Consider the following 5,641-nt stretch of genomic DNA (forward strand, 5'->3'; position numbering starts at 1 on the left):
GATTCGATCCCGGTTCGGCATCCGATCGCGTCGGGAGGTGTGGAGCGGGCGCGGCGGGGAAGGCGGGGGTTCGGACCCGCCGCCGGGACCCTCGGACCCGGGGTGAACCCCGGATGGCCGGCGTGACGTTCCCGTGGGCGCGATGAACGCGAAGCGACGGGTGGGTGTCGCGAGCGTTTCGAGTCGCCGCTTATCCCGCTAAAACCTCTCAAATTCTGCGAAAACGATAAACCTCGCACCTGGGGATCGGTCCCCCGTGTCGTCGGTGGAATACATCACCGCCCATGGCCCGGCGCGGAACCGGGGGCTAATGTGAGCCGTCTTATTCCCCGTACACACAAGAAGGGTGCAGGGATTCGTGGACACACAGGGGCGTGGGGGAGTCGACGGTCTCGATGACATCGACCCCGCGGATCAGTGGGTGTTCAACCCCGAGACGGGCGGCTACGAGCTGAACCTCTCCGGGACGCCGACCCCCCGTGCCGCCGTGCCGGCCGTCCGGCCGCGGACCCGTCCCGCCACCGGAACGGGTCCGGGCACCAAGACCCTTCCGCCGCGCCCGCGTCGCCCGGCCGATGACACCGGGACCACGGTGCGGGGGGCCGGGACCCGCACCCGCGACCGTCGCCCTCCGGGCGCGGGCGACCCGCCCCGTGGTCGGGGGACGGAGCGCCGCGCCGCCGCCGAGCGACGACGGGCGAAAAAGGAACGCCGCCGGAAAATCCTGATCTGGGTCAGCGCCTGTTTGGCCATGCTCATGCTCATCGGCACGGGTGTCGCCTGGTACGTCTACAAGCGATTGAACGACAATCTCACCAAGGTGGAGGTGCCGTTCGACAATCCCGTGACCCGCGACGCCCCGGTGAACATCCTGTTCATCGGTACCGATGAGCGACTGGGGGCGGGCAACGACAGTTACGGTGACGCCGACAGCACCGGCCACGCCGACACCACCGTCCTGTTGCACGTCTCGCAGGACCGCACCCACGCCACCGCCCTCAGCATCCCCCGCGACCTGGTGGTGGACATCCCCGACTGCGAGACCGTTCAGCCCGACGGCAGCACCCGCACCGTCCCCGGCCGGCAGAGGGTGCGCTTCAACGAGAGTTACGGGGTGGACGGTCGCGACCCCGGCTGCACCTGGAAGACGGTGGAGCAGTTGGTCGGGGTGGAGATCAACCACTTCATGATGGCCGACTTCAACGCGGTCAAGGACCTCTCCACGGCGGTCGGTGGCGTCGAGGTCTGCCTCGCCAAGGACATCGACGACAAGAAGTCCCACCTGACCCTGCCCGCCGGACGCCATGTGGTGGAGGGCGAACAGGCGTTGGCGTTCGTGCGGACCCGCTCCTCGGTCGGTTTCGGCAGCGACCTGAGCCGTATCGAACTCCAACAGCAGTTCCTGGCCTCGATGGCCCGCTCGCTGACCTCCGGGGACACCCTCACCAACCCCACCAAGGTCTGGAGTCTGGCCGAGGCGGTCACCAACTCCCTGACCGTGGACACCGCGATCGGCGACATCCAGTCGCTGGTGGCACTGGCCCAGGACCTCGCCGACGTCCCGGTCAAGGACATCAGCTTCGTCACCGTGCCGGTGATCGACAACCCGGAGGAGGAGGTGGCGGCGACCGTCGTGCTCAACGAGGACAAGGCGCTGCCGCTGTTCCGGATGCTCCAGGAGGACCTGTCGCTGACCGAGGCCGAGGATGCGGCGAAGGAGTCCGGGGACTCCCCGGACCCCGCCGACGCCCCGGAGAAGGCGGAGCCGGTCCCGGCGGCACAGGTCCGGGTGGACGTCTACAACGGCGGCACCCGGGTCGGCGCGGCCCAGGACACCCTGGTGTGGTTGCAGAACACCCACGGCATGGCCCTGGCGACCAACGCCGGTAACGCGGCCGCCCAACAGACCACCACGACACTGGAGTATGGTCCTGATCAGGCCGGTCAGGCGGCCACCCTCGCGGAGCTGATGGGATTGCCCGCCGGCGCCCTGAAGGAGTCCTCCGCCGATGCCGGGGACAGCCCCATGACCCTGGTGCTCGGTGACGACTTCCGGGGGGCGGGCACACCGATCGAGGTCGAGGCGAAGAAGCCCGCCGACCTCGACAGCGTCACCGCGGACGACGAGAACGTCTGCGCCTCCTGACGCCGCCCGCTCGGGCGGCCGATCGTTGACCAGCAGAGCGGGGGAAGACACGCGTGCCCAGCGGCATATCCGAGGACGGCGAGGGTCCCCGGGTCAGAACGGCCGAGGAACTCGGCTGGGACGACAGCCTTTACGAGAGGAAGCGCTCGGCCTCCGTGCCGCGCCAGGGGAGACCCGGACCGGCCCCGGAGGCCGGACCGGCCACGGAGCCCGAGCCGGTGCCCGAGCGGCGGGGCCGAATACGCGGCCGGGGCGCCACGGGGCGGGGACGGCCGTCCACCCCGTCCGCGGCCCCGGAGCAGGGTACGGAGGAACCGGGCGGGGGGTTCGCCGGGAAGGAGGGACCCGGCGGCTCCGGTGAGGCCGGCGGACCCGGTGGGAAACAGTCGTCGGGAGAGCCGGGGGAACAACCCTCCGCAGAGGCGGGGGAACAGGGGAACCGGGAACCCCGGGGGGACCCGGGGAAACGGAAGAGCGGCAGGGGTGGCGGCGGGTCGGGGAGGTCCGCCGGCACCGGAAAGCCGGCCGCGGTCGCCGCGGCCGGGTCCCCCCGGGCCCTCGCGGCGGGCGCGGCGGACACCGACGGGGCCGGGCCGGCCGCTCGCGATACCCGCCCCGCCCGTCGTCCCGCCGCCCGCGGGCCCGCGGGCCCGGCCGGTCGCCGTCCCGCCGCCGGTGGCGGGAAGCGGCCCCGTCGTCCGCGCTGGGCCCGGATCCTGATCGCCGGCTCCGCGACCATGGCCCTGCTCGTCGCCGGCCTGGGCGTCGCGGCCTGGCTGTACGTGCGCGACCTCAACGACAACATCGACCGCCAGGACCTGCACCTGGGTGAGCACCGACTCGAGAAGCCGCCGCCCAACGCGGACGGTCAGACCCCGCTGAACATCCTGCTCATCGGCTCCGACGCGCGGGACTCCGAGGAGAACCTGCGCCTGGGCGGCGCCCGGCACACCGCCGGCGGCCCCCCGATCGCGGATGTCCAGATGCTGCTGCACGTCTCCGCCGACCGCAGCAACATGACGGTGATCAGTGTGCCCCGCGACACCCGGGTGACCATCCCGGCCTGCACCGATCCGGTGAGCGGCGAGCAGTACCCCACCGTGGGGTCGGACACCATCAACCACTCCCTCCAACGCGGCGGCCCCGGCTGCACCGTGGCCACCTGGGAGGAGCTGACCGGCATCCCCATCGACCACTTCATGATGGTGGACTTCGCGGGTGTGGTGTCGATGGCGGACGCCGTCGGCGGGGTGCCGGTGTGCGTGGACGCCAACGTCCACGACCCCAAGTCCGGTCTGCGGCTGACGGCGGGGGAGAGCGTCATCCGGGGGGAGCAGGCACTTCAGTGGCTGCGCACCCGGCACGGCTTCGAGGACGGCAGCGACATCGGCCGCACCCGCGGGCAGCACGTGTACCTCGCCTCCATGGTGCGGGAGTTGCAGGCGGGGGCCCGGCTGACCGACCCCGGCAAGCTCAACGCGTTGGCCAACGCCGCGACCCGGGCCCTGACGGTCGACCAGGAGCTGGGCAGTGTGACCCGGCTCTACGAGCTGGGGGAGGATCTGCGCCGGATCCCGACCGAGCGGATCAACATGATCACCATGCCGTGGATCCCCGACCCGTGGAATCCCTCCGCGCACGTGGTGCCCGAACCGGGGGCGGCGGAGGAACTCTTCGCCCTGGTGCGCGAGGACGTGGCACTGGACGACCGGGACGGTGACTCCCTCGTCGACCCCGAGGACACCGCCGGGGACGGTGCGGACAGCGGCGCCGATACCGGTGGGACCCCCTCGGCGGATCCGACCAACGCGCCCCGGGACACCGTGCCGATCGCGGTGCGCAACGGCACCGGCTCGGTCACCCTGCCCCCGGTCAACGGTCGGGCGGGTGAGTTGGTCGAGGTGTTGCGGGGCGTGGGCTTCGTCCTGGCCGGGGTGGACGAGCGGCCGATCTCCCAGGCCGACACCACCCTCAGCTATCCCACCGACGACCTGCGCGCGGACGCCCTGGTCGTCGCGGAGGAGTTGGGATTGCCCAAGCGGGCGGTGCGGATCTCGCCGAGCGCCGAGGCGATCACCCTGGTGATCGGCACCGACTGGCGCGAGGGCGAGGGCTACCCGGCGCCGGTGGAGGACCCGGAGGGGGAGCAGCACAGCGAGCTGGACGGCTCGCAGGCGTTGAGCGCGGACGACGACAGCACCTGCATGAGGGTGAACCCGGCCGCCGTGTGGTGATCCGCCCGCCGGGTCCGGGGGAAGACCCCCGGACCCGGCGCGCGGACCCGGTGGTGAGGCGTCAGCGAGCGGCGCGCACCCGCTCGGCCAGCTTCCGGGGGCTGGTCAGGAAGCCCCAGCCCCAGGACATGTGCATGGTCGTCAGGGCGACCGGGATCCGCAGCCGGGCGCCGAACGGCAGCCCGCGTCCGGCGGGGACCGACCCGGCGGTGACCGCCGCGAGGTACCCACCCGGCACGATGAGCGCCCAGGCCGCGACTCCCGCCCCCAGCACCGGGCCGACGACGCCGGTCAGCAGCCCGGCGGCGATCGCCACCACGGCGGTCGGCGGCGCGAGGTAGCGGAGGTTGATCGAACCCGGGTGGTATCGCGCCACCACCCGCCGCCACCGGCCGTAGTCACGGTACTGGCGGGCCAGCGCGCGCACGGTGGGCCGGGGCCGGTAGGAGACCAGCAGTTCGGGGGAGAACCAGATCAGACCGCCGTCCCTCCGGATGCGGTGGTTCAGCTCCCAGTCCTGCGCGCGGATGAACTCCTCGTTGTAGCCGCCCTGCCGTTCCAGCACCTCGCGCCGGAAGACCCCCAGGTAGACGGTCTCGGCGGGACCGGCGGTGCCGCCGGTGTGGAAGGCGGCGTTGCCGACACCGATCCGGGAGGTCATCGCGGCGGCGACGGCCCGCTCCCAGTCGTTCTCCCCCTCGGCGTGCATGATGCCGCCGACGTTGGCCGCGCCGGTCTCCTCCAGCAGTCGGACGGCCCGGGTGATGTAGTCCGCGGAGAGCATCCCGTGACCGTCGACGCGGACCACCACCGGGTGGCGGGACGCCTTGATGGCGGCGTTCAGCGCGGCGGGGGTGCGGCCGGTGGGGTTGGGCACGGTGACCACCCGACAGCGCGGGTGGTCGGCGGTTTCCGCCACCAGTTCGGCGGCGATCGCGTCGGTGCGGTCGGTGGAGGGCCCCAGGGCGATGACCACTTCCAGCTCGCCGGGGTAATCCTGGCGCAGGATGTGCTCGACGGACGCCCGCAGGTGCCGTTCCTCGTTGAGCACCGGCATGATCACGGAGACCGGTGGGGCGTCGGCCGGCGCGGGCGCCGGTTCGGGGCGCTCGGGCGGATGGTTGCTGCTCACCGACTCACGGTATCGCGGGCGCGTCGGCCTCCTTCCCCCGGACGGGTGGTGCCCGGCGGGGCGTGCGGCACGTCGGATGTGTCATGCATTTCATCTGATTAACGTGAGGTGACCGGATCTGCCCCGGTG

At 72.2% G+C, this 5,641-nt stretch carries 3 protein-coding genes; 2 read left to right on the forward strand and 1 reads right to left on the reverse strand.

What is annotated here, in order from left to right; translation table 11 throughout:
• Positions 1–358 precede the first annotated feature (358 nt).
• Positions 359–2,146: an LCP family protein gene (locus FNQ90_RS10990; protein WP_182606199.1), complete on the forward strand. Its 1,788-nt coding sequence runs from the start codon at positions 359–361 to the stop codon at positions 2,144–2,146.
• 737 nt (positions 2,147–2,883) lie between these two features.
• Positions 2,884–4,380: an LCP family protein gene (locus FNQ90_RS10995; RefSeq protein WP_182606200.1), complete on the forward strand. Its 1,497-nt coding sequence runs from the start codon at positions 2,884–2,886 to the stop codon at positions 4,378–4,380.
• A gap of 61 nt (positions 4,381–4,441) precedes the next feature.
• Here FNQ90_RS10995 and FNQ90_RS11000 read toward each other — a convergent pair whose 3' ends face one another.
• The gene (locus tag FNQ90_RS11000) at positions 4,442–5,512 is read right to left on the reverse strand and encodes a glycosyltransferase family 2 protein (protein ID WP_407699341.1); all 1,071 of its coding nucleotides are present in this window, start codon (positions 5,510–5,512) and stop codon (positions 4,442–4,444) included.
• Positions 5,513–5,641 lie beyond the last annotated feature (129 nt).

This window comes from Streptomyces alkaliphilus, assembly GCF_014141535.1.
Lineage (GTDB): Bacteria > Actinomycetota > Actinomycetes > Streptomycetales > Streptomycetaceae > Streptomyces > Streptomyces alkaliphilus.